16 protein-coding genes are annotated in these 20,915 nt (G+C 67.4%); 4 read left to right on the top strand and 12 right to left on the bottom strand.

Annotation, left to right across the window (positions count from 1 at the left end):
• The first annotated feature begins 14 nt into the window (after positions 1–14).
• Positions 15–920: a LysR family transcriptional regulator gene (locus BM43_RS16610; protein WP_013689290.1), complete on the top strand. Its 906-nt coding sequence runs from the start codon at positions 15–17 to the stop codon at positions 918–920.
• Positions 921–936: 16 nt separating this feature from the next.
• Here BM43_RS16610 and BM43_RS37565 read toward each other — a convergent pair whose 3' ends face one another.
• The 6 genes from BM43_RS37565 to BM43_RS16580 form a co-directional block, all read right to left on the bottom strand.
• Positions 937–1,551, bottom strand: coding sequence for a dimethylsulfonioproprionate lyase family protein (locus tag BM43_RS37565; RefSeq protein WP_157693243.1), 615 nt, complete (start codon positions 1,549–1,551; stop codon positions 937–939).
• Between the two features lie 211 nt (positions 1,552–1,762).
• Positions 1,763–3,019, bottom strand: coding sequence for a serine hydroxymethyltransferase (glyA, locus tag BM43_RS16600; protein WP_036054574.1), 1,257 nt, complete (start codon positions 3,017–3,019; stop codon positions 1,763–1,765).
• A 350-nt stretch (positions 3,020–3,369) separates the two neighbouring features.
• Positions 3,370–4,893, bottom strand: coding sequence for an efflux transporter outer membrane subunit (locus BM43_RS16595; protein ID WP_036056979.1), 1,524 nt, complete (start codon positions 4,891–4,893; stop codon positions 3,370–3,372).
• Positions 4,894–4,898: 5 nt separating this feature from the next.
• Complete coding sequence (locus BM43_RS16590) at positions 4,899–8,084, bottom strand: efflux RND transporter permease subunit (RefSeq protein WP_036054576.1); 3,186 nt, start codon at positions 8,082–8,084, stop codon at positions 4,899–4,901.
• Positions 8,085–8,097: 13 nt separating this feature from the next.
• Complete coding sequence (locus BM43_RS16585; RefSeq protein ID WP_036054578.1) at positions 8,098–9,351, bottom strand: efflux RND transporter periplasmic adaptor subunit; 1,254 nt, start codon at positions 9,349–9,351, stop codon at positions 8,098–8,100.
• 401 nt (positions 9,352–9,752) lie between these two features.
• The gene (locus BM43_RS16580) at positions 9,753–10,022 is read right to left on the bottom strand and encodes a DUF4148 domain-containing protein (protein ID WP_036054581.1); all 270 of its coding nucleotides are present in this window, start codon (positions 10,020–10,022) and stop codon (positions 9,753–9,755) included.
• A gap of 477 nt (positions 10,023–10,499) precedes the next feature.
• Here BM43_RS16580 and BM43_RS16575 point away from each other — a divergent pair, with 477 nt between their 5' ends.
• Positions 10,500–11,393: a LysR family transcriptional regulator gene (locus BM43_RS16575; protein ID WP_013689283.1), complete on the top strand. Its 894-nt coding sequence runs from the start codon at positions 10,500–10,502 to the stop codon at positions 11,391–11,393.
• Between the two features lie 99 nt (positions 11,394–11,492).
• Here the strand turns inward: BM43_RS16575 and BM43_RS16570 are convergent, their stop codons facing one another.
• The 5 genes from BM43_RS16570 to BM43_RS16550 are packed head-to-tail and all read right to left on the bottom strand — an operon-like array spanning position 11,493 to position 17,581.
• Positions 11,493–12,488 (bottom strand): XdhC family protein, encoded by a 996-nt coding sequence (locus tag BM43_RS16570; RefSeq protein WP_036054584.1) that lies wholly within the window; start codon positions 12,486–12,488, stop codon positions 11,493–11,495.
• Positions 12,488–13,816, bottom strand: a complete 1,329-nt coding sequence (locus BM43_RS16565; protein ID WP_036054586.1) for a c-type cytochrome — start codon at positions 13,814–13,816, stop codon at positions 12,488–12,490. Before BM43_RS16565 ends, BM43_RS16570 begins: the two co-directional genes overlap by 1 nt.
• On the bottom strand, positions 13,813–16,068 hold the full coding sequence (locus BM43_RS16560; protein WP_036054588.1) for a xanthine dehydrogenase family protein molybdopterin-binding subunit: 2,256 nt from the start codon (positions 16,066–16,068) through the stop codon (positions 13,813–13,815). The genes BM43_RS16565 and BM43_RS16560 overlap by 4 nt, the downstream gene beginning before the upstream one ends.
• Positions 16,069–16,070: 2 nt before the next feature.
• Complete coding sequence (locus BM43_RS16555; protein WP_013689279.1) at positions 16,071–16,526, bottom strand: (2Fe-2S)-binding protein; 456 nt, start codon at positions 16,524–16,526, stop codon at positions 16,071–16,073.
• Positions 16,527–16,579: 53 nt separating this feature from the next.
• Positions 16,580–17,581, bottom strand: coding sequence for a LysR family transcriptional regulator (locus BM43_RS16550; protein WP_036054591.1), 1,002 nt, complete (start codon positions 17,579–17,581; stop codon positions 16,580–16,582).
• Between the two features lie 569 nt (positions 17,582–18,150).
• Between BM43_RS16550 and BM43_RS16545 the strand changes: the two genes are divergently transcribed.
• Together BM43_RS16545 and BM43_RS16540 are read left to right on the top strand one after the other, a co-directional pair.
• Positions 18,151–18,594, top strand: coding sequence for a DUF2231 domain-containing protein (locus tag BM43_RS16545; RefSeq protein WP_025101974.1), 444 nt, complete (start codon positions 18,151–18,153; stop codon positions 18,592–18,594).
• Complete coding sequence (locus tag BM43_RS16540; RefSeq protein ID WP_036054594.1) at positions 18,587–19,906, top strand: PQQ-dependent sugar dehydrogenase; 1,320 nt, start codon at positions 18,587–18,589, stop codon at positions 19,904–19,906. Before BM43_RS16545 ends, BM43_RS16540 begins: the two co-directional genes overlap by 8 nt.
• A 90-nt stretch (positions 19,907–19,996) precedes the next feature.
• On the opposite strand, the gene BM43_RS16535 is transcribed toward BM43_RS16540, so the two are convergent.
• On the bottom strand, positions 19,997–20,851 hold the full coding sequence (locus BM43_RS16535; protein WP_036054596.1) for an alpha/beta fold hydrolase: 855 nt from the start codon (positions 20,849–20,851) through the stop codon (positions 19,997–19,999).
• Positions 20,852–20,915 lie beyond the last annotated feature (64 nt).

Genomic DNA, 20,915 nt, shown 5'->3' with positions numbered 1-20,915 from the left:
CGAAGGAGCGCACAATGAGTGCCGATTTATCCGATCTGCATGCCTTCGTCGCGGTGGCGCGCGCGAACGGCTTTCGCGGCGCAGCGCAGGCGACCGGCATCAGCGCCTCGGGCCTCAGCGAGGCGGTGCGGCGCCTGGAGACGCGGCTCGGCGTGCGTCTGCTGAACCGCACCACGCGCAGCGTGGCCCCGACCGAGGCCGGCGCGCGCTTGCTGTCGCGGCTCGCGCCGGCGCTCGACGAGGTGCAGTCCGCGCTCGACGTGGTCAACGGCTTTCGCGACCGGCCAGCCGGCACGCTGCGCCTGAACGTGCCGCTCAGTGCCGCGCGCCTGGTGCTGCCCGCGATCGTGCCGCGTTTCCTGGCCGCCTATCCCGAGATCCGCCTGGAAGTGGCCGCCGACGAGAGCTTCGTCGACGTGCTGGCAGTCGGCTGCGACGCCGGCATCCGCTACGAGGAACGGCTCGAACAGGACATGATCGCGGTGCCGATCGGCCCGCGCGTGCAGCGCATGGCGCTGGGCGCCTCGCCGGCCTATCTCGATCGCCGTGGGCGACCGGCGCATCCGCGCGAGCTGCTGCATCACGAATGCATCCTCGGCCGCTTTCCGGGCCGCGCGACGGTGCCCTGGGATTTCGTGCGCGACGGCGAGAAGCTGCGCATCGAGCCAGCCGGGCAATTGCTGGTGGAGCTGGGCGCGGCCTTCGACCTCGGCGTCGACGCGGCCATAGCCGGCACCGGCCTGGTTTATCTGTTCGAGGACTGGCTTCGGCCGCATTTCGACAGCGGCGCGCTGGAGCGCGTGCTCGAGCCTTGGTGGGATTCGTTCCCGGGGCCGTTTCTCTACTACCCGGGGCGGCGGCTCGTGCCGGCGCCGCTGCGGGCCTTCATCGACTTCATCCGCGCCGAATCGGCGGCTTGAGGCGTCAGCGCGGGGCTCAGGCCTCGTCGAGCGGGCCCGGCACGCCGCCGGCGGTCGCGCCGCTCAGGAACCATACGGCCAGCAAGGGCACGTCGCCGGCGCGCATCGAATGCAGCACGCCGCCGTCGTTGAGCACCAGTTGACCGGCGCCGGGCGTCCACCAGCCGGCGCCATCGCGCCACCATTGCCCGTCGGACAGCACCACATAGACCTCGTCTGGCGGATGGCGATGCACGGGATAGACCACCCCGGGCGCCATCAGCGAGATTCCGACGATCAGGCCGCCGAGCGTCGCGAGCCCCGCGCCGCCGATCACGATCGCATTGGCGTGCCCGTGCTCGAACGCGGCATCGGGCGCCTCGGTGGGTCGTCGATACCAGCGCAACGACGGCGCGAGCCGCGCGATGCCCTGCGCGATGGCGGCCAGCCGCGTGTCGGCGGAGGTTGCGCGCGCAACCGCTTCGGCCAGCCAGGCATCGGCGCTCGGCAAGCCGGCCGCCTCGACGGGCGGCTGCGCCGGCACGATTTCGCAGCCCAGCGCGTCGCGCACCGCGTCGAGATCGTCACGACCGCGGTGCGCGGCATCGAGATAGGCCACCAGATCATCCAGCCAGGTACGGAGCTGATGCATGTCGAACGGGTTCCTGCCGTGCATTCGCCGCCTCGTCGAATCCGGATCGATCGATGCCGCCGCGCGTCGTCCGGATCGGCTCGCGGCAGGGTCCTCGCGGCCCGTCCATCGTCAAACGCAGGCGCGCCGCCCCGGCCGATAAAGGCCGGGGCGGCGCGCGATCTCGTGCATATCGCCGTCAATCGCGGCGACATGCCTGTTTGGCAGAGGATTACGAACGACCGCTGTAAACCGGGAAGCGCCGGGTCAGCTCGGCCACCTGCCCACGCACGCGTTCCAGCGTCGCCGCGTCCTCCGGCGCCTCCAGCACGTCGGCGATCAGGTTGCCGACGATCTCCGCTTCCTTCGCACCAAAGCCGCGCGTGGTCATCGCCGGCGAACCCAGGCGAATGCCCGAGGTCACGAACGGCTTTTCCGGATCGTTCGGGATCGCGTTCTTGTTCACCGTGATGTGCGCCGCGCCCAGCGCCGCTTCCGCCGCCTTGCCCGTGATCTTCTTGGCCTGCAGGTCCACCAGCATCACGTGGCTTTCCGTGCGCCCCGACACGATGCGCAGACCGCGCTTGACCAGCGTCTCCGCCAGCACCCGCGCGTTCTCCACCACCTGCTGCTGGTAGGTCTTGAACTCCGGCGAGGCCGCTTCCTTGAACGCCACCGCCTTGGCCGCGATCACGTGCATCAGCGGGCCGCCCTGGATCCCCGGGAAGATCGCCGAGTTGATCGGCTTCTCGTACTCGGCCTTCATCAGGATCACGCCGCCGCGCGGGCCGCGCAGGCTCTTGTGCGTGGTGGTCGTCACGAAGTCCGCGTGCGGCACCGGGTTCGGGTACACGCCCGCCGCGATCAGCCCCGCGTAGTGCGCCATGTCCACCATCAGGTAGGCGCCCACCGCCTTGGCGATCTTCGCCAGGCGCTCGAAGTCGATCTTCAGCGCGAACGCCGAGGCGCCCGCCACGATCATCTTCGGCTTGTGCTCCTGCGCCAGCTTCTCGGCCGCTTCGTAGTCGATGTCCTCGCCTTCGTTCAGGCCGTAGCTGACGACGTTGAACCACTTGCCCGACATGTTCACCGGCGAGCCGTGCGTGAGGTGGCCGCCATGCGCCAGGCTCATGCCCATGATGGTGTCGCCCGGCTTGAGCATCGCGAAGAACACGCCCTGGTTCGCCTGCGAACCCGAGTTCGGCTGCACGTTCGCGGCCTCGGCGCCGAACAGCGCCTTGACGCGATCGATCGCCAGCTGCTCCACCACGTCGACGTATTCGCAGCCGCCGTAGTAGCGCTTGCCGGGGTAGCCCTCGGCGTACTTGTTGGTCAGTTGCGAGCCCTGCGCGGCCATCACGGCCGGGCTCGTGTAGTTCTCGGAGGCGATCAGCTCGATGTGATCTTCCTGGCGCTGGTTTTCCTGCTGGATCGCCTGCCAGAGGTCCGGATCGACCGCTTCGATGGTGCTGGTGGAATAGTTGAACATGATTTTCCCGACGTCCTCGATCAATAGACTTGGTCCGCGCCAGCCGGCGCGCCTCGAACGAATTGCCTGATTCGGAACGCTATTCAATCGGAAGCGCGGCCGGGCATCTAGAAGAATTGCGACAAGGCAGTGGGATGGAATCGGCGTGCGACGGGGGCAGCGCCCGCCGATGTCGCGCGGCGACAGGTCGATGACGCATCACGGATATTCCGGCCCCGGAAAAGACACACCCCGGAAGCCGTGAAGCTTCCGGGGTGTGAAGAGGATCGGCACGCGTTCCTCGGTGCCTGCTCGCGACGGCCGCGGCTTGAGTTCGATGCCGCCGCGGCCGCGAGTTCGATGGAGACCGCTCAGCCTGCCTTGGCCGCCTGTGAAGCGGGTGCGGGTGCCGCCGCCGGCTTGCTGTAGTCGACCGGGGCATCGGCCTCGCGCGGCTGGTCGCCGTTGTGCTCGATCCAGCCGCCGCCCAGCGCGCGATACAAGTCCACCAGGTTGGTCCAGCGCGCCAGGCGCGCCGAGATCAGCGTGGTCTGTGCCGTGTACAGGTCTGTCTGCGCGGTCAGCACCGTCAGGTAGCTGTCCACGCCGTTGCGGTAGCGCAGGTCCGACAGATCGTAGCGACGCTGCTGCGCCTCTTCGTTGCGCGCCAGCGCCGCAATCTGCTGGTCATACGTGCCGCGTGCCGCCAGCCCGTCCGACACTTCGCGGAATGCCGTCTGGATCGCCTTCTCGTAGTTCGCGATCTCGATGCGCTTCTGCACGTGCGCCAAGTCGAGGTTCGCGATGTTCGAGCCGCCCTCGAAGATCGGCAGGGCGATATTCGGCGCGAACGACCAGGCCGCAGTGCCGGCCTTGAACAGGCCGCCCAGCGTCGGGCTCGCCGTGCCGAACGCGGCCGTCAGCGAGATCTTCGGGAAGAAGGCCGCGCGGGCCGCGCCGATGTTCGCGTTGGCCGCCAGCAGCGTCTGCTCGGCTTCCATGATGTCGGGACGACGCGTCAGCAGGTCCGAAGGCAAGCCGGCCGGGATATCGGTCAGCAGGCCCTGCGAATCCAGCGGCAGGCCCGCCGGCAGATCGTCGGGCAGCGGCTCGCCGATCAGCAGCACCAGCGCGTTCACGGCTTGCGCGCGATCGCGCGCCTCGGCCTGCTGGTTCGCCAGCGCCTGCTCGACCACCGTCTGCGCCTGGCGCAGGTCCAGTTCCGAGCCGGTGCCGTTGTCGAACTGCAGCTTGGTCAGGTTGTACGAATCCTGTGCCGTCTTCAGCGTGTCCTCGGTGACCTTCAACAGGTCGTCCGTCGATTGCAGCGTCAGGTACTGGTCCGCCACCTGCGAGATCAGCGAGATCTCCGCCGCCTTGCGAGCCTGAGCCGTCGACAGGTATTGCGCCAAAGCCTGGTCCTTCAGGCTCTGGATCCGGCCGAACAGGTCAAGCTCCCACGAGGCGGAGAGGCCGACGTTGTAGTCACGCGAGATGAACGGCGAGCCCGTGTTCGACACGCCGGCCGGCAGCCGCTGCGTATTGCCGGTGCCGGTGCCGTCGAGCGTCGGGAACAGCCCCGCGCGCGTGATCTGATACTGCGCGCGCGCCGCCTCGATGTTGAGCACCGAGACGCGCAGATCGCGATTGTTCTTCAGCGCGATCTCGATCAGCGCCTGCAGGCGCGGATCGGCGAAGAAGTTGCGCCAGCCGATGTCGGCGGCGGCCTGGCCATTGGCGCTGTGCGAGCCGTCCGCGCCCGGTTGCGTCGCGTAGACGCCGTCGGACGGGAAGCTGCCCGACACGGGTGCGGCGGGCCGCTGGTAATGCGGCGCCATCGTGCAGCCCGTGGCGACCAGCGCGAAGGCCATTGCAGACAAAACGAATTTACGCATGATGATCAATGTCCCTGGTTGCCGTCGCCATCGGTGCGATGCGCGTGTTCCTGCGCGAGACGCAGCGCTTCGTCGGGATCTTCCTTCTCGCCGCCGAAGATCGCGCGCACCTTCACGAAGAACATCGGGATCATGAAGATCGCGAGGAAGGTCGCGGTCAGCATCCCGCCGATCACGCCGGTGCCGATCGCGTGCTGGCTGGCCGAACCCGCGCCGTTGCTGATCGCCAGCGGCAGCACGCCGAGAATGAAGGCCAGCGAGGTCATCAGGATCGGGCGCAGCCGCAGCCGTGCCGCCTCCAGCGCCGCCTCGACCGGCCCCATCTTCTCCCCGACCTGCAGCTCGCGCGCGAATTCCACGATCAGGATCGCGTTCTTCGCCGACAGGCCCACCGTCGTCAGCAGGCCGACCTGGAAGAACACGTCGTTCTCGAGGCCACGCAGCGTCGAGGCCAGCAGCGCCCCGATCACGCCGAGCGGCACCACCATGATCACCGAGAACGGGATCGACCAGCTTTCATACAGCGCCGCCAGGCACAGGAACACCACCAGGATCGAGATCGCATAAAGGATAGGCGCCTGCGAGCCCGACTGGATTTCCTGGAACGACAGGCCCGTCCACGAATAGCCGATGCCGGTCGGCAGTTGCGCCGCGAGACGCTGCATGGCCGCCATCGCCTGGCCGGTCGAGTTGCCGGTCGAGGCCTGGCCCTGGATTTCCACCGCCGAGATGCCGTTGTAGCGCTCCAGCTTCGGCGAACCATAGGTCCAGTGGCCGGTGGCAAAGGCGCTGAACGGCACCATCCCGCCCGCGCTGTTGCGCACATACCAGATGCCCAGGTCTTCCGGCGTGACGCGGAACGGCGAATCCGCCTGCACGTACACTTTCTTGATACGACCGTCGGTATCGAGGAAGTTGTTGACGTACTGCGAGGCCCAGGCAATCGAGAAGGTCTGGTCGATCGCGGCAGCCGTCACGCCGAGCGCGTTGGCCTTCTCGCGATCGATGTCGACCTTGTACTGCGGCGTGTCGTTCAGGCCGTTCGGACGCACCAGCGCGAGCGTCGGATCCTTGGCGGCCATGCCGAGCAACTGGTTGCGCGCGGCCATCAGCGCATCGTGGCCGAGGCCGCCGTTGTCGGTCAGCTCGAAGTCGAAACCGGCGGCGGTGCCCAGTTCGGGAATCGACGGCGGATTGAACGGAATCACGATGCCGTCCTTATAGCCGGCATAGTGCCCGAAGGTCCGCTTGATCAGCGCCTGCACCTTGCGATCGGCGGCGCGGCGCTCCTCGAAGGGCCTGAGCTTGACGAACACCAGGCCGGCGTTCTGCCCGCGGCCGGCGAAGCTGAAGCCGTTCACGGTGAACACCGAGTCGACCACGTTCTTCTCTTCCTTGGCCATGTAGTCCGTGATGTCGGCCAGCGTGCGCGCGGTGGTCTCCTGGGTGGAGCCCGAGGGCGTCTGGACGATCATGAACATGTAGCCCTGGTCCTCATCCGGCAGGAAGGACTTCGGCAGGCGCACGAACAGGAAACCGACGCCGACGATCACCGCGAGGTAGATCACCAGCCAGCGGCCCGAGCGCTTGATCACGTGGTGCACGCCCACGTGGTACTTCTCGCGGCTCTTGTCGAAGTTGCGGTTGAACCAGCCGAAGAAACCCTTCTTCTCCTCGTGGTGACCCTTCTCGATCGGCTTGAGGATGGTCGCGCAGAGCGCCGGAGTCAGGATCAGGGCCACCAGCACCGACAGCACCATCGCCGAGACGATGGTCAGCGAGAACTGGCGGTAGATCGCGCCCACCGAGCCGCCCGAGAAGGCCACCGGCACGAACACCGCCGACAGCACCAGGGCCACGCCCACCAGCGCGCTGGTGATCTGGCCCATCGCCTTCTTGGTCGCTTCCTTCGGCGGCAGGCCTTCCTCGACCATCACCCGCTCGACGTTCTCGACCACCACGATCGCATCGTCCACCAGCAGGCCGATCGCCAGCACCAGGCCGAACATCGACAGCGTGTTGATCGTGAACCCGGCCAGGCCCATGATCGCGAAGGTCCCGAGCAGCACCACCGGCACCGCGATGGTCGGGATCAGGGTGGCGCGCAGGTTCTGCAGGAACAGGTACATCACCAGGAACACCAGCACGATGCCTTCCAGCAGCGTCTTGACCACTTCCTCGATCGACAGGCGCACGAACGGCGTCGTGTCATACGGGTAATGCACCACCATGCCGTGCGGGAAGTACTTCGAGAGCTCCTTCACCTTGGCCTTGATCGCATCCGCCGTGGCCAGCGCGTTGGCGCCCGTGGCGAGCTGGATACCCAGGCCGGCGGTCGGCTGGCCCATGTACTTGGTGTCGAAGTTGTAGTTCTCCGCGCCCAGGCCGATCTGCGCGACATCCTTCAGGCGCACCTGCGAGCCATCCTGGTTCACCTTCAGCAGGATGTTGCCGAACTGCTCCGGCGTCTGCAGCAGGGTCTGCTCGGTGATGGTCGCCTGCAGCACCGTGCCGGCCTTGGCCGGCGTGCCGCCGATCTGGCCGCCCGCGATCTGCACGTTCTGCGCGGAGATCGCGTTCGACACGTCGGCCGGCGTCAGGCTGAAGTTGTTCAGCTTGTTCGGGTCGAGCCAGATCCGCATCGCGTACTGCGAGCCGAGCAGCAGGGTCTGGCCGACGCCGTTCAGGCGGCTGATCGGGTCGAGCACGTGCGACGCGACGTAGTTCGTCAGGTCGTTGCGGCCCATGCTGCCGTCTTCGGAGTTGAACGCGATCCAGAGCAGGTAGCTGCTGCTGGACTTGGTCACCTTCAGGCCGAGCTGCTGCACCACCTGCGGCAGGATCGGCGTGGCCAGCGACAGCTTGTTCTGCACCTGCACCTGCGCGATGTCGGGATTGGTGCCCGGCGCGAACGAGATGGTGATCGTCGCGTTGCCCGAATCGTCGCTGGTCGACGACATGTACAGGAAGTTGTCGAGGCCGCTCATCTGCTGCTCGATCACCTGGGTGACCGTATCCTCGACCGTCTTCGCCGAAGCGCCCGGATAGTTGGCCGTGATCTGCACCGCGGGCGGCGCGATCGTCGGGTACTGCGAAATCGGCAGCGTGAAGATCGAGGCGACGCCGACCAGCATCAGCACGATCGCGATCACCCACGCGAAGATTGGCCGATCAATAAAGAATTTTGCCATTTAGGACCCCTGGTTACTTCGCTGCGGACGCGCCCGATGCGGAAGCTGCGGAATCGGACGCGCCGGATGCCGGGGCGGACGCGGCCGGTGCCTGCGAGGCACCCGCGTCCGGCGCGGCGTTCGGATCGGGCGGCAGTTGCGCCGCCACCGGCTTGACCGTCATGCCCGGCTGGACCTTGCCCACGCCCTGCACGATCACGCGGTCGCCCGACTGCAGGCCGCCCTCGACGATCCAGTCCTGGCCGTAGGTGCCCGAGGTCTGCAGCACGCGCGGCGCGATCTTGTTGTCCTGGCCGACCACCAGCGCGGTCGCCTGGCCCTTCGGATCGTGCTGCACGCCGACCTGCGGCACCAGGAAGGCGTTGTCGTTGCTGCCTTCGTCGATGCGCGCGCGCACGAACATGCCCGGCAGCAGCACGTGGTTCGGGTTCGGGAACAGCGCGCGGATCGTCACCGAGCCGGTGGTCTGGTCGACCGTCACGTCGGTGAACTGCAGCTTGCCCTCGAGCGGGTAGGTCTTGCCGTCCTCCAGCACCAGCTTGACCTTGGCCGCGTTCGGCCCGCTCGTCTTGATGCGCCCGCTCTGGATGTCCTGGCGCAGCTTGAGGCCGTCCAGGCTCGATTGCGTGAGGTCGACGTACATCGGGTCGAGCTGCTGCAGGGTCGACATCAGCGTCGCCTGGCTGGCCTGCACGTAGGCGCCCGGCGTGACCTGCGAGATGCCGATGCGGCCCGTGATGGGCGAGAGCACGTCGGTGTAGCCGAGGTTGATCTGCGCGGTGTCGACCGCCGCCTTGCCCGAGGCCACGTCGGCCGCGGCCTGGCCGGCCGAGGCCACGGCGTTGTCGTAGTCCTGCTTGCTGACCGCGTTCGCGGCCACCAGCACCTTGAAGCGCGCCGCCTGCGCGTTGGTCGAGGCGAGGTTCGCCTCGGCGCGCGCGAGCGTGGCCTTGGCGCTGTTCAGCGCGGCGATATAGGGCGCCGGATCGATCTTGTACAGGCGTTGCCCTGCCTTGACGTCGGTGCCTTCGGTGAATTCGCGACGCAGCACGATGCCGTCCACCCGCGCGCGGACCTGGGCGACCAGGAAGGCATTGGTGCGGCCCGGCAGCTCGGTGACGACCGGCACCGATTGCGGCTGGACCGTCACGACGCCGACTTCCGGCACCGACGGCGGCGGCGCCGCGTCCTGCTTTCCGCAGGCGGCGAGCAGCGCGGCGGCTGCCGCGACAGGAATAATGCGATAAGAAACCCGTTCGACGCGCATGGAGCGACCTCTATAAGAATCAACGAAACGACACCGGGCCGGCGATTCAATGCCGGGTCCGATGGCAAACACGGGGACGACAGACGCCTGCGGCCGCGATAACGGCAGAGGCCCGCGTCACGCCGGCCGTCCGCCACCCCGCACCGGCGGTGACGGCAAGACGACGCGACGACGACATCCGCGATGTGGCGCAAGCACACGTCGCGGACATAAAAACTTCATGAGAAACCGGGGAGCCCGGCCCGACCTCGCAGCGGAATGCGTCATCCCGGAGCGGCCTCAACTGGCGTTCTGCCGAATCGCGACGAGCGGTTTGCCCTGGATCCGGACTCGCCAAACTGATGGGCGGTGCGGGAAACTATCACAAACAAAGAATTGCTGCGTTGAACAAAACGCAAAAATCAATTGCCCGCGCCGACGCCACCGACAGCTGCCGCCCCGCTCGCCATGCGCACCGCATCATGCTCGGCATGCACACGAGCCGCCGCGGCTTGCAGATCCTCGACCCAGCGCGACGGATTCTGGCGCGCCGGATTGAAACCGGCCTGTTCGTAGCGCGCCATTTCCTCCCGCACCTGCGCGCGCGACAACACTGAATTGTCCTGGGCGAACGACACCGCGGGAACGACACATCCGGCCGCGACCAGGGCGGCTATCCATTTCGACTTCATGGTTTTTTCGACTCCAGAAAGCATCGGCTCAGCTGTCAGGACAGGTAAATGTCCGTGATGGCGTCAGCCAGGTCCGTCACGGCGGCCCGCGTCGTATTGCGAACCTGCCGCCCGGGGCCGGGAATGGCCCCCGTCTCCCGCGCCTTGCGGCGCTTGCTCCTGATCTGGACATCGCCGGTCCGTGGACCGCGCGATCTTGGTGGTGAACGCTGCGTGGATCGGCGGCGCCCGATTGCGCCGCGCGCCGGCAGTCGCGTTCCGCTGCCGGGGAACCGCAATGTAACAGCCACGCCATTGTTTGATTAGCGGCCTACGCCGGCATGGCCTTATGAACGCCATTCATGAATCGGCTAGCCGCGCGAGCCCGCCAAACCGCGCCAGCGCGGGCCGAAGCCACGCCGCACGTGGATTTTCGGCCGATGATAGGATGCGCCTTCTTTATCTCGTTTTGATGTCCGCGCTTGCGCGGCGGATTCAATGGCACGCGACAATTTCAGTGATCTCCTGGCCTTTCTCGCCGTCGCGCGCGAACGCAGCTTCACCAAGGCGGCCTCGCAGCTCGGCGTTTCGCAGTCGGCATTGAGCCACACCATCCGCGGGCTGGAGACGCGGCTCGGCGTGCGGCTGCTGACGCGCACCACGCGCAGCGTCGCCACCACCGAGGCCGGCGAGCGGCTGATGCAGGTGGCCGGGCCGCGCTTCGACGAGATCGAATCGGAGCTCAACGCGCTGTCCGAACTGCGCGACAAGCCGGTCGGCCTGATCCGCATCACCGCCACCGACCACCCGGTCGAGACCATCCTCTGGCCGCGCCTGAAGCCGCTGCTGGCGGATTATCCCGGCCTCAAGATCGAGATGTCGATCGACTACAACCTGTCCGACATCGTGGCGCAGCGCTACGACATCGGGGTGCGCTTCGGCGACCAGGTGGCCAACGACATGATCGCGGTGCGGATCGGCCCCGACGTGCGCATGATGATCGCCGGCTCGCCCGAGTACTTCGCGCGCCACCCGGCGCCGAAATCCCCGCAGGACCTGCTCGATCATGCCTGCATCAACCTGCGGCTGCCCACGCGCGGCAGCCTCTACGCGTGGGAGCTCAGGAAAGGCAAGCACGACCTGCTGGTGCGCGTGGACGGGCAGTTGATCTTCAACAGCACGCCGCAGATGCTGGCCGCCGCGCTGGAAGGTTATGGACTGGTCTACCTGCCCGAGGACCAGCTGATGCCGCAGGTGCGCGCCGGGCGCCTCAAGTGCGTGCTGAAGGAATGGGGCGCGACCTTCCCCGGTTACCACGCCTACTACCCGAGCCGCCGGCAATCGTCGCGGGCGCTGTCGCTGGTGATCGACGCCTTGCGGCATCGCGATTGAATCGAGGCCGGACAGGCGCCCCGGCCAACCGGAGCGCCCGCCAATCGCTTGGGGACCCTGAAGGTTGCATGTGCCTCCAAAGCGGCGGTGCTTCGGTTTTCACGACATCGCTTCGTCCTTCGCGGCCGCAATCGTCATGGTCTGTGGAATCGCCACGCCGTTCTTCACCGCGGTGATCTCGGCCAGGATCGAGACCGCGATCTCGGGCGGCGTGCGGCTGCCGATATAGAGGCCCGCCGGGCCGTGCAAGCGGGCGAGCTGCGCCGCGTCGAGATCGAACTGCGCGAGCCGCTCGCGCCGTGCCGCGTTGTTGCGCCGCGAACCCAGCGCGCCCACGTAGAAGGCCGGCGTCTTGAGCGCCTCCATCAGCGCGAGATCGTCCAGCTTGGGATCGTGGGTCAGCGCGATCACGGCCGAGCGCGCGTCGAGCCGCATCGCCAGCACCGTGTCGTCGGGCATGGTCCGCACCACGCGCACGCCGGGCACGTCCCAGGTATCGACATGCTCCTCGCGCGGATCGCAGACAATCACCTGGTAATCGAGGCCGGTGGCGATCCGGCACAGGTAGCGCGACAGTTGCCCCGCGCCGATTACCAGCAACCGATAGCGCGGGCCATGCACCGTGCGCAGATGCGTGCCGTTGAACACCAGGCCGTCGGCCGGCGTCGCCTCGTCGAGCGTGGCCTCGCCGCTGGCCAGCGACAGGGTGCGCGCCACCAGCCGGCCCGCGTCGATCGCCTCGCAGAGTTCGGCGATGCCGCTGGCTGGTGTCAACGGCTCCAGCACCAGCTCGAGCGTGCCGCCGCAGGGCAGGCCGAAGCGATGCGCCTCGTCGGCGCTGATGCCGTAGCGGATCGTCTCCGGGCGCGCATCGGGGGCGATGCCGGCCTCGCGCACGCGCGCCACCAGGTCGTCCTCGATGCAGCCGCCCGATACCGAGCCGACCGCGAGGCCGTCGTCGCGCAGCGCGAGCAGCGCGCCGACCGGCCGCGGCGACGATCCCCACGTGCGCACCACCGTCGCCAGCAGCACGCGCCGGCCGGCCGCGAGCCAGCGGGTGCTGGTGCGCAGCACGTCGAGATCGACGCTGTCCATCAGTGCTCCCCCGCCGTCGCGGCGCGCAGCTTGGCCACCTCGTCGGCCGTCACCGCCGGCGCGTTGTTGTTCCAGCCCGCGCGGATGAAGGTCAGCACGTCGGCGATCTGCTTGTCGTCGAGCTGGTCGGCGAACTGCGGCATCGGATAGGCGGCCGGGATGCCGGCGATCACCAGGTCGCCCGTGCCGTTCAGCGTCACGTTGATCAGCGAGGCCGGATTGTGCTCGAGCAGGTTCGGGTTGCCGGCCAGCGGCGCGAGCAACGGGGCGAAGGCCTTGCCGTCGGTGCCGTGGCAGTGCATGCAGTAGGCCGCGTAGACCGCCGCGCCCGGGTCGCCCGCCGGCCGCTTGAGCGCGTCCACGGTGCGCTGCGGATCGTAGCGATACGGCGGCGCGCCGGTGCCGCCCGCCGCCGGCAGCGATTTCAGGTAGCGCGAGATCGCCCCCAGGTCCTCGTCGCTGAGGTACTGCGTGCTGTGGTTGATCACGTCCGTCATCGCGCCGAAGGCGCTGGCGTGCGCGTTGGCCCCGGTCTTCAGGAACTGCGTGAGCTCGGCCTCGCTCCAGCGGCCCAGGCCGGTATTGCCCTCGCCGGTCAGGTTGGAGGCGAACCAGTTGTCGAGCAGGCCGCCCGTCAGGTACGCGCCGCCGCTCTCGTCGAGCGCCTTCTCCTGGAAGCCGACGCCGCGCGGCGTGTGGCACGAGCCGCAATGGCCGAGCCCCTGCACCAGGTAGGCGCCGCGATTCCAGGCGGCATCCTTGTCCGACTTCGACTGGTAGCGCGCGGTATCGAGGAACACCAGGTTCCAGAGCTTGAGCGGCCAGCGCATGTTGAGCGGCCAGGGGATGTCGGAAGCCTGGTTCGCCTGCGCGACAGGCGCCACGCCGTGCATGAAGTAGGCGTACATCGCGCGCACGTCGTCGTCGCTGACCTTGGCGTAGGACGGATACGGCATCGCCGGGTAGAGGTTGTGGCCGTCCTTGGCCACGCCCTCGCGCAGGGCGCGCGCGAAGTCGGCCTCGCTGTAGCCGCCGATGCCGTGGTTCGCGTCCGGCGTGATGTTGGTGGTGTAGATCGCCCCCATCGGCGTGGTCATCTTCAGTCCGCCCGCGAACGGCTTGCCGTGCGGCGCCGTATGGCAGGCGATGCAGTCGCCGGCGCGCGCCAGGTATTCGCCGCGCGCGACCAGGGCCGCGTCGGCATTGCCGGCGTTGGCTGGGGCATCGGCCGCCGCGGCGACGCCGGCCCACAGACCCAGGCCGCCCAGCGCGGCGACGCCGAACAGGCGGCGCAGTCGATTCGAAATCCTCATTGCTGGCCTCCTCATGCCGTCTTCTGCTTCAGTTGGTTGCCGACCGGCATCTGGTAGAGCCGTCGTCCCGTGGCCGCGTGGATCGCGTTCGACAGGGCCGCCGCGATCGCCGAGGTGCCCGGCTCGCCGATCCCTCCCGGCGCCTCCGCACTCTTGACGATATGCACGTCGATGCGCGGCGTCTGGTTGATGCGCAGCATCCGGTAGTCGGTGAAGTTGCTCTGCTCGACGCGGCCGTCGCGGATCGTGATCTCGCCATAGAGCGCGGCCGTGATGCCGAAGATGATGCCGCCCTGGATCTGCGCCTCGACCGTGTCGGGATTGACCACCATCCCGCAATCGACCACGCAGACCACGCGGTTCACGCGCACCTCGCCGTTGTCGACGCTCACGTCGGCGACCATGCTGAAGAAGCTGCCGAACGCGTGCAGCACCGATACGCCACGGCCCTGGCCGGCCGGCAGCGACTGCCCCCAGCCCGATTCGCGCGCGACGATGTCGAGCACGTTGCGCGCGCGCGGCGTCGGCTCCAGCAGCGAGCGACGATAGGCGACCGGATCGGCCTTGGCGCGCACCGCGAGCTCGTCGATGAAGCTCTCGACCACGAAGGCGCTGCGCGTCGGGCCCACGCCGCGCCAGAAAGCGGTCGGCACGTGGCGCGGTTCCTGGCGCACGTATTCGATGCGCTGGTTGGGAATCGCGTAGGGCAGGTCCGAGGCCACCTCGACAGCGTCCGCATCGACGCCGTTCTTCAGCGAGCCGGGCACGAAGCGCGCCATGATCGAGGAGCCGACGATGCGATGCTGCCAGGCGACCGGCTTGCCGTTCGCGTCGACGCCGGCCGAGATGCGGTCGTAGTAATACGGCCGGTACATGTCGTGGCGGATGTCCTCCTCGCGCGTCCACACCACCTTCACGGGCGCATCCACCTGTTTGCCAACCTTCAGCGCCTGCACGATCATGTCGGTCTCGAGGCGCCGGCCGAAGCCGCCGCCGAGCAGGTGGTTGTGCAGCGTGATCTTGCTGGCGTCGAGCCCCGTCACGCGTTTCGCGGCCTCGATCGCGAAGCCCGGCACCTGGGTGCCGACCCAGATCTCGCAACTTGAGCCGGTCACCTGCACGGTGCAGTTGACCGGCTCCATGGTGGCGTGCGCGAGGAAGGGCTGCTGGTAGATCGAGTCGATGCGCGCGCCGGCCGTGCCGAAGGCCTTGGTGACATCGCCGTCGTTGCGCGCCACCGCGCCCGGCTGCTCGGAAGCACGCGCCAGATCGCCGACGATGTCGGCCATCGACACCTTCGCGCCATCGCCTTCGTGCCATTCGATCACCAGCGCCGAGGCACCGCGCTTGGCGGCCCAGGTATGGTCGCCGACCACTGCCACCGCGTTGTCGAGGCGCACCACCTGGCGCACGCCCGGCACGCGCCTGGCCGCGCTGTCGTCGACGCTGGCGACGGTGCCGCCGAACACGGGGCAGTTGACGATCGCGGCGTACAGCATGCCCGGCAGGCGCACGTCGAGCCCGAACTGCGCGCTGCCGTCGACCTTCTCCGGCGAATCGAGCCGCTTCACGGGCTTGCCGATCAGGGTGAACTTGTCGGGCGTCTTCAGCGCGACCTGGCTCGGCACCGGCAGCTTGGCCGCCGCGTCGACCAGCGAGCCGTAAGGCGCCTGGCGGCCGCTCGCGGCGTGGTGCACGGCGCCGTTGGCGGCCGAGCACGAGGCCGGATCGACCTTCCATTGCTGCGCGGCGGCCGTCACCAGCAGGCTGCGCGCGGTCGCGCCGGCGCGCCGCATCGGCTCCCAGGCGTAGCGGATCGAGGTCGAGCCGCCGGTCAGCTGGCCGCCGCCCAGCAGCGGATCGCCATAGGCCTTGGCGTCGGCCGGCGCGTGGTCGAGCACCACGCTGTCGAGCGGCACTTCCAGCTCCTCGGCGATCAGCATCGGGATCGAGGTATAGACGCCCTGCCCCATCTCGACCTTCGGCATCACCAGCGTGACCTGCCCGGCACGATCGATCCGCACGAAGGCGTTCGGCGCGAACAGGCCGGCCGGCGCCTGGTCGGGCGCGTCTCCGCCGATCACGGATGGGCGGCCCGATTCGCCGGCGGCCGGCACCGCGAAGCCGAGCAGCAGGCCGCCACCGGCAGCGGCGCCCAGCGTGAAGCCCGCCTGCAAGAAGCGCCGGCGCGAGATGCCGGCGCTGCTGTCGGCCGCCTGCTCCGTCTTGTCGGAGGCGCGGCCCGCTTCGATGATTCCCTCGGACATGGTCAGGCCTCCTGAGCGGCCAGCTTGATCGCCGCGCGAATCCGGTTGTAGGTGCCGCAGCGGCAGATGTTGCCGGCCATCGCCGCGTCGATGTCGGCGTCGTTCGGATGCGGGTTGGAGGCGAGCAGCGAGGCCGCCGCCATCACCTGGCCCGACTGGCAATAGCCGCACTGGACCACGTCGATCTTGCGCCAGGCCGCCTGGACCTTGGCGCCGGCCGGCGTCATGCCGACCGCCTCGATGGTGGTGATGTTGCGGCCGGCCACGGCCGCGACAGGCAGTACGCAGGAACGCACGGCCTCGCCGTCGAGGTGCACCGTGCAGGCGCCGCATTGAGCGATGCCGCAGCCGAACTTGGTGCCGGTCAGGCCGACCAGGTCGCGCAGGACCCACAGCAACGGCATGTCGTCGGGCGCGTCGACGGTATGCGACACGCCATTGATATTGAGGGTGGTCATCGAAAGCTCCCGGTTTGTGGGGTTGATTGTGCTTGGAGCGTGGAGCGGGTAAATCAGGCGTCGCAGTCTATCGCGTCGAGCCGCGGCGCGTCATCAGGTAAAGCGGGCGAGGCGCGCGGCTGGGTCAGCGTCGACAGCGCATGCGTCTCGAGTTCGAGCAGCGGCGGCACCACCGCGCGCAGGTAATCGATGAAGGTGCGAACCTTGGCCTCGAGATGGCGCCGCGACGGATACAGCGCATGGATGCCGTGCGAGCGCAGGCGCCAGGCCGGCAGCACGCGCACCAGCGAGCCGTCGCGCAGGCCGTCGAGCGCGGTCGACAACGGCAGCGGCCCGATGCCCATGCCCGAGCGCAGCGCATCGGCCATCGCGTCGGCCACGTTGACGACGAAGGGCCATTGCCGACGTGGCGTGAACGATTCGGAGGACGCCATGCCCTCGAGCTGCCAGCTTCCGGCCGACGCATTCGGCACCATCAACTGCAGGCACACATGATCGTGCAGGTCGGTAACCGTTGCGGGCGCCCCCGAGCGGCGCAGATAGGCGGGCGAGGCGCACAGCACGCTGTAGGTGTTGCCGATGCGCTCGGCGATCAGCGCTGAATCGTCGAGCTGGCTGGCGACCACCACCGCGAGGTCGTAACCTTCGTCGACCAGGTCGGGCATGCGTTGTGCGAGCGTGAGGTCGATCGTGACCTCGGGATAGGTCTCGCGATAACGCGCCAGCCGCGGCAGCAGATAGTGCCGGCCGAAGCCGGAACTCGCGTGTATCCGCAGGCGGCCGCTGGGGCACCGGGCAGCGCCGGACGCTTCGGCTTCGGCATGATCGACCAGCTCGAGAATCTCGCGGCAATGCGCGACGTAGCGCTCGCCCGCTTCGGTCACGGCGATGCGGCGCGTGGTGCGATTCAGCAATCGCACCCGCAGCTGGGTTTCGAGAGACGAGATGGCGCGTGAGACCTGCGGTGTCGCGACATGCGTGGCCTGGGCGGCCTTGGTGAAACTGCCTGTCTCGACGACCTTCACGAACAGGCGCATGTTCTCGAGCGTGGGCATTCGATGTCGCTCCGATCAAGCCTGCCGATGCCCTCGCACCGGCGATGTCGCAAGGGGCTGCGACTCGACCGCCAATCATCGCACAGAGATTGATGAATGGTTTTCATAAGGGCATGCCGAAAACGGTCGAGCGCTATATTCATTAAAATCGTTCGCCCTTGACTGGCGAGGATTAGGCAAAACCGTTGCGCGCGCATCGAAACTCGTCTGTTGAGCAGTATGCATCGAAGACGTGGAATTTCGCCAGTCGCGCGTTCCTTAGTCTTGCTCACAAAAAGATTTTTCCGGCGAAATCCGCCAGCGGGCGCGCTTCGGCTCGATACGCGATGGCGCAGTCTCGTCTATATTTGTCTTACCGAAGCGCTATATCCCTCTATGCATATCCAATCCAGCGGGCTTGCAATGAGGAAATACCAGCGCGGCGGGTGGTGCAGTTGCAGCCTTGCCGTTTGATTGCCTGAGAGCTGAAGGCGCCGCGATGCCAGCGACGCCGGTGGGACGGACACATCGCCCGATGTCGTCCGCGTGTTGCCAGCCGCATCTTTCCACTCAGAAACAAGGATCCATTCATGACTCCAGCCAGCCCGAGATATCGATCGAGATTCGCGACCGCGCTTTTCGATCTGCTCAACCCCATACCGTATGGCCTGTTCGTCGGTACGCTGATCTTCGACATCCTCTATGCCAACACCGCCAATGTGCTTTGGGCAAAGAGCGCGGCCTGGCTCGTCACCATCGGGCTCGTGATCGCGATCATTCCGCGTCTTCTCAACCTCGGCCATGTGTGGTTCGCTTCGCGCCAGGCGGTGCTGCCCGTCGAGCGCCTCGACTTCTGGCTGAACCTGGTCGGCATCGTCGCGGCGATCCTCAATGCCTTCGTGCACAGCCGCGACGCCTACGCGATCGTGCCCGAGAACGTGATCCTCTCGGTGATCACGGTCGCGCTGCTCGGCATCGCCCAGTTGATGCTCGCCGGCAACAAGTTCGTCGTGAAGGGAGGCAGCCATGAATAAGCCGGTTTGGGGAGGCGTCCTCACGATCGCCGTCGCGATGCTGTTCAGTGCCTGCAGCGAGAAGGCGAAGTACGATCCCGAGCACCAGGCCGGCTCGAATCCGCCGCTGCCGAGCGCGCAGAACTTCATGGTGCCGCCGATGCAGGTGCCCGAAGGCGTGGGCTGGAAGGACGGGCAGACGCCCAAGGTGGCGGCGGGGCTGAAGATCGAGAAGATCGCCTCGGGCCTCAAGCATCCGCGACAGGTCTATGTGCTGCCGAACCAGGATGTGCTGGTGGTCGAGTCGAGCAGCCCGAAGACGGAGCCCGTCACCACGCCGAAGCAGTTGATCGCCGGGATGGTGACGAGCCGCTCGGGCAAGGGCGCCAAGGGCGGCAACCGGGTCACGCTGCTGCGCAAGAAGGCGAACGGCAGCGGCGAATGGGATCAGTACGTGCTCATCGACAAGCTCAATTCGCCGTTCGGCGTGCAGTTGATCGGCGATACGCTCTATGTCGCCGATACCGATGCGCTGCTGAAATTCCCGTATGCGACGGGCGAGACCAGGATCAGCGCGCCTCCTGTCGAACTGGCCGATCTGCCCAGCACCATCAACCATCACTGGACCAAGTCGCTGCTGGCGAGCCCCGACGGCAAGAAGCTCTATGTCGGCGTCGGCTCGAACAGCAATATCGGCGAGAACGGGCTCGATGTCGAATATCGGCGCGCGGTGATCCTGGAGGTCGATGTCGCGTCGGGCGCGAGCCGCATCTACGCATCCGGCGTGCGCAATCCGACCGGCCTGCAATGGGAGCCGAAGACCGGCAAGCTGTGGGCGATTGCGAACGAGCGCGACGAAATCGGTGCCGACCTGGTGCCGGATTACCTGACCTCGATCCAGGACGGCGGGTTCTACGGCTGGCCCTACAGCTATTACGGGCAGCACGTCGACTCGCGCGTGAAGCAGCAGCGCCCGGACCTGGTCGCGAAAGCGATCAGCCCCGACTACGCGATTGGCTCGCACGTCGCCCCGCTCGGCTTGTGGTTCTATACCGGCAACAACCTGCCGGCCGAGTATCGCGGCGGCGCCTTCATCGGCGAGCACGGCAGTTGGGATCGCTCGCCGCTGAGCGGTTACGCGGTCGTCTACGTGCCCTTCGAGAACGGCAAGCCGAGCGGCGCGCCGAAGCCGGTGGTCACGGGCTTCGCGTCCGACGACGAAAAGCAGTTGTACGGCGCGCCGGTGGGCGTCACGCAGGATGGCAACGGCGGCTTGATCATCGCCGACGATGTCGGCGACGCGGTCTGGCGTGTGACGCGGGCAGGCAATTGAGGGATTGAGCACTGGCACGATGCGATGGCGCGCGAGCGGTTGCGCCGCCATCGCATCCCTGCTGGCGAGTCGATAGAATCGGAACCGCGGTCAGGATCCCGGCCGATGCGAGTTGGCGAAGTCGACGATATGCCGGGCCACGCCCGACGGGTCGTCCTCCATCAGGCAATGCCCGCAAGCGTCGAGCACGTTCAGCACCGCGCCCGGAATATCCGATTGCAGGCGATAGGCGTAGTCGAGTGGTTGCCATTCGTCTTGCGCACCCCACAGGATCTGCACGGGCAAGGCGAGCTTCGGCAGCCGTTCGCCGAAATCCGCCGTGTAGCGGGAGTCGTAGTGAGCGACCTGGTTGCGATAGAACCCGCTCTGGCCGATCACGCCGCTGATTGGCTTCAGGTAGCACGCCAGCAGTTCACCTGTCATGCGCGACTTGTCGTGCACTGCCATCTTCAATTGCCGTGTCATCAGCTCGCGGTGACGCTCGGCATCGACTCGCGCGAAACGCTGGTAATCATCGCGGAACTCGCGCCAGGTCGGCGACGGCCAGGAATCGTAGCCCGGCGCATCGGCGATCGTCAGGGAGCGTAAGCGCTCGCCGGCGTTCATCGCATACAGCAGCGCGGCGACACCGCCGATATCGTGACCGACGAGATGCACCGCGTCGAGCGACCAATGCTCGAGCAGGCGCTGGAGCACGCGTGCCTGCTCGGCCACCGACGTGTCCGCGTCGACCGGACATTCGGATTCACCGAAGCCAAGCAGGTCGAACCAGTGGACGCTGAACCCCGCATCGCGACAGGCGGGAATCACGTTGCGCCAGACGATCGAATGCGCGGGCGTGCCATGGACCAGCACCAGGGGCGGCCCTTCGCCGACATGGCCGGTGGCAATTCGACGGCCGTCGATCAGGACATCGGCGCGGGCCAGGTTCCAGGGGGATGTCATCGTGGATTTCCTTGATTGGCAACTGTCGATCCAGTCTATGGAGCCTCTGCAAATGACGCCAATG

Origin of the sequence: Burkholderia gladioli, from assembly GCF_000959725.1 — a bacterium.
GTDB classification, from domain to species: domain Bacteria; phylum Pseudomonadota; class Gammaproteobacteria; order Burkholderiales; family Burkholderiaceae; genus Burkholderia; species Burkholderia gladioli.
This window is presented reverse-complemented; position numbering and strand designations above follow the sequence as displayed.

Excerpts from the sequence above, each read along its gene's own strand:
- BM43_RS16610 (WP_013689290.1), top strand. The coding sequence starts at position 15 with ATGAGTGCCGATTTATCCGATCTGCATGCCTTCGTCGCGGTGGCGCGC.
- BM43_RS16535 (WP_036054596.1), bottom strand. The coding sequence starts at position 20,851 with ATGACATCCCCCTGGAACCTGGCCCGCGCCGATGTCCTGATCGACGGC.
- BM43_RS16595 (WP_036056979.1), bottom strand. The coding sequence starts at position 4,893 with ATGCGTAAATTCGTTTTGTCTGCAATGGCCTTCGCGCTGGTCGCCACG.
- BM43_RS16585 (WP_036054578.1), bottom strand. The coding sequence starts at position 9,351 with ATGCGCGTCGAACGGGTTTCTTATCGCATTATTCCTGTCGCGGCAGCC.
- BM43_RS16540 (WP_036054594.1), top strand. The coding sequence starts at position 18,587 with ATGAATAAGCCGGTTTGGGGAGGCGTCCTCACGATCGCCGTCGCGATG.
- BM43_RS16580 (WP_036054581.1), bottom strand. The coding sequence starts at position 10,022 with ATGAAGTCGAAATGGATAGCCGCCCTGGTCGCGGCCGGATGTGTCGTT.
- BM43_RS16560 (WP_036054588.1), bottom strand. The coding sequence starts at position 16,068 with ATGTCCGAGGGAATCATCGAAGCGGGCCGCGCCTCCGACAAGACGGAG.
- BM43_RS16590 (WP_036054576.1), bottom strand. The coding sequence starts at position 8,084 with ATGGCAAAATTCTTTATTGATCGGCCAATCTTCGCGTGGGTGATCGCG.
- glyA (WP_036054574.1), bottom strand. The coding sequence starts at position 3,019 with ATGTTCAACTATTCCACCAGCACCATCGAAGCGGTCGATCCGGACCTC.
- BM43_RS16570 (WP_036054584.1), bottom strand. The coding sequence starts at position 12,488 with ATGGACAGCGTCGATCTCGACGTGCTGCGCACCAGCACCCGCTGGCTC.
- BM43_RS16575 (WP_013689283.1), top strand. The coding sequence starts at position 10,500 with ATGGCACGCGACAATTTCAGTGATCTCCTGGCCTTTCTCGCCGTCGCG.
- BM43_RS37565 (WP_157693243.1), bottom strand. The coding sequence starts at position 1,551 with ATGCATCAGCTCCGTACCTGGCTGGATGATCTGGTGGCCTATCTCGAT.
- BM43_RS16550 (WP_036054591.1), bottom strand. The coding sequence starts at position 17,581 with ATGCCCACGCTCGAGAACATGCGCCTGTTCGTGAAGGTCGTCGAGACA.
- BM43_RS16555 (WP_013689279.1), bottom strand. The coding sequence starts at position 16,526 with ATGACCACCCTCAATATCAATGGCGTGTCGCATACCGTCGACGCGCCC.
- BM43_RS16565 (WP_036054586.1), bottom strand. The coding sequence starts at position 13,816 with ATGAGGAGGCCAGCAATGAGGATTTCGAATCGACTGCGCCGCCTGTTC.
- BM43_RS16545 (WP_025101974.1), top strand. The coding sequence starts at position 18,151 with ATGACTCCAGCCAGCCCGAGATATCGATCGAGATTCGCGACCGCGCTT.